2 protein-coding genes are annotated in these 2,325 nt (G+C 68.3%); one reads left to right on the forward strand and one right to left on the reverse strand.

All coding sequences use genetic code 11. The features are described from left to right. Nucleotides 1–359: 359 nt before the first annotated feature. The gene (locus K377_RS40970; protein WP_111668701.1) at nucleotides 360–1,040 is read right to left on the reverse strand and encodes an HNH endonuclease family protein; all 681 of its coding nucleotides are present in this window, start codon (nucleotides 1,038–1,040) and stop codon (nucleotides 360–362) included. A 302-nt stretch (nucleotides 1,041–1,342) separates the two neighbouring features. On the opposite strand from K377_RS40970, the gene K377_RS42000 reads away from it, so the two are divergent. Beyond that, on the forward strand, nucleotides 1,343–1,891 hold the full coding sequence (locus K377_RS42000) for a hypothetical protein (RefSeq protein WP_181512779.1): 549 nt from the start codon (nucleotides 1,343–1,345) through the stop codon (nucleotides 1,889–1,891). Nucleotides 1,892–2,325 lie beyond the last annotated feature (434 nt).

A 2,325-nucleotide genomic window follows, 5' to 3' on the forward strand; every position in this document is an offset into this window, starting at 1 on the left:
TCCGTCGCCGCGGGGGCTCGGCGCATTGCTGTGCTGGCAGCCACCGACACGGACTGATGTCGCTGACGGGGCTGGGGGCATCCGCCGCCCTTCGGGGGTTTGTTCCTCTGGTCAGGGCACGTTGACAGATATCGCAGGTAAGGGTTCCCAATTAACGCGGAAAGCCGAGTGGACAATTGCAGGGCTGAAGCCGATCGTGCTGCCGGAGGCCCTCGATTCGCCGAATTCGACTGTGCCGCCATCTGCGCTTCAGGGGGTTGGTCACGGCTTCGATGGTGTCGGTCTTGTACACGGAGCCGGGCCGAGTTCGGTGACTCTGTAACCGGGTTCAGCCAGAAACAGAGTGCCAGTTCGGCGGCCTATCTGGCGAAGGTGACCGTCAGTGGGGCGTCCGGGCATGAAGCGAGGTCCTTGTCGAGCGCGGTCTTCTCTGCCGGGTCGATGGCGAGTTGCCAGCGCATTTTGGTGGCGACCCAGTCGGTCACGTAGGTGCAGCGATCACCGGTGAAAGGCGGCAGCCACTCGGCGACGTCCTGGTCTGCCTTGGACCGGTTCGTCTTCGCCGACACCGCGAGCAGCGAGCGCGGATCGCCGAGGTCGTTGGCGTAGGCCTCGCGTTCCTTCGCCGTCCAGGTGGAGGCGCCGGAGTCCCAGGCCTCGGCGAGCGGGACGAGGTGGTCGATGTCGAGCTGGTGCGCGTCGTCGATGTAGGTGTTGTCGTACGCGGAGAACCACTCGCCGCCACTGAGCTTGCAGCCGCTGCTCTCGCGGGGCGTGATGAAGGCTTCGGCCTTCAGGACTTCGGCGCGGGTGTTGCAGCCGTCATGGTCGGCGTCGATCCAGTGGTGGAAGGCGGTGCGCTGGTATCCGGTGCGCTGCTCGGACTTGACGGGCAGCACCTTGAGAGCACTGCCGGCCGGCATGGTCAGGGTGTCGCCGGGTTTGCCGAGCGGGCCCGGTCCGGCAGAAGCCGCGGCGGCTGGTGAGGCGAGGGCCCCGAGCAGCGTGCCGACGATGGTGGCGGTGGCGAGCAGACGCATGGAAGATCCGTCCCTTGATGATCCAACGGGGCGTCACCTTCGTAGCGGCCGGGCCAACGCAGACGCCGCCCGACACACCGACCACGCCCGAAGACGGGAGCGTCCGACTGACACCCAACGCGCAGTACCCCTACCGATGCGTGATCGAGGGTGTCGGGATGATCTGGTCGACCACAACGCAGGCGCACTTCGACTTGCCCCACTGCGTGCCGCTTCCCGGTGGCGGCCAGCACGTTGCCCGGGAGGCCAGTGCAGACCGCTCCTGCGGTTCTACACTGAGGCCCTGAACCGGGGAGGACGTCATGGAATCGAGCAGCGAGCCCGAGAACGTCAAACCGCGGCCCGACTATCCGCCGAAGACCCCGCCCCCGCCCAAGCGGCCGCCGTCTCCGCCGCCGCCGGATCCGCCGCGCAGCGAGGCCGAGGCACTCCTCGCCGGGCTCCCGGTACCGCAACGCTCGCAGCAGCGGCCCGGTCTGCCCGTGATGAGGAATCGTCAGGGCGCCTCGTGGACGATGGAGACCGGCGCGTGGATTCCGAGGAAGGCCGCCGGGAAAGTCGCCGGCCGGCTTGCTGACTGGGGTCTGAGAGCACCGGAGACCCTGGACGATGTCGTGCAGTTGTTGGTCGCCATCGTCCAGGGAGATGGTGGCCGGCGGATCAGTGTGCACCTGTCCGAGCAGGACGGCCGGGCCCTGGTCCTCGCCCTCAGCCACCAGGAGCCGGCAACGCAGCTCGCCGACGAGGCCCTGGCCGCGCTCCGCGGTCTCGGGGCGGCGAGCTGCGGCACGGAGACCACGGTCGAGGGGCGCCAGGTCTGGGCACTCCTCGACCTGCCCGTGGCCGTGTAGGTCCCTGATCGCCCGTTCCCGACTGGGGGATGGTGTCGGGCCTTGGCATGTACTGAGCGCTGGTCAGAGATTCAACGCCCCTGATTCACAGCGGCCCTGGGCGCTCGCTCCTGTGCTCCTGGGGACGGTTTCACCCTCGGCCTCGGGAACCTGTGGCAGAGGGCACGTACGGGACAGGGTCCGCTCGGAGAGCTGACCGGAGACGAGGGTGTCGGTCAGAGCCGAGTCGGTGAGCCAGTCCGCTGCGGCCAGTGGTCGACGAGATGCTGCAGTTCGCTGATGTCGACGGGGACACGGCTGGCGAGCCTTCAGGTCGATGCCCTGGCCGTCGGCGCCGAAGGCTCCGTTGATGTCGCTGTGGGTGGTGGTGGTAGTCGCGTCCTCAGCGGCGGTGACTCGGCGGCCCGCGCCCGCGTTACCTGGCCGTGAACCTT

This window comes from Streptomyces sp. PsTaAH-137 (assembly GCF_003259365.1).
Lineage (GTDB): Bacteria > Actinomycetota > Actinomycetes > Streptomycetales > Streptomycetaceae > Streptomyces.

Excerpts from the sequence above, each read along its gene's own strand:
- K377_RS40970 (WP_111668701.1), bottom strand. The coding sequence starts at position 1,040 with ATGCGTCTGCTCGCCACCGCCACCATCGTCGGCACGCTGCTCGGGGCC.
- K377_RS42000 (WP_181512779.1), top strand. The coding sequence starts at position 1,343 with ATGGAATCGAGCAGCGAGCCCGAGAACGTCAAACCGCGGCCCGACTAT.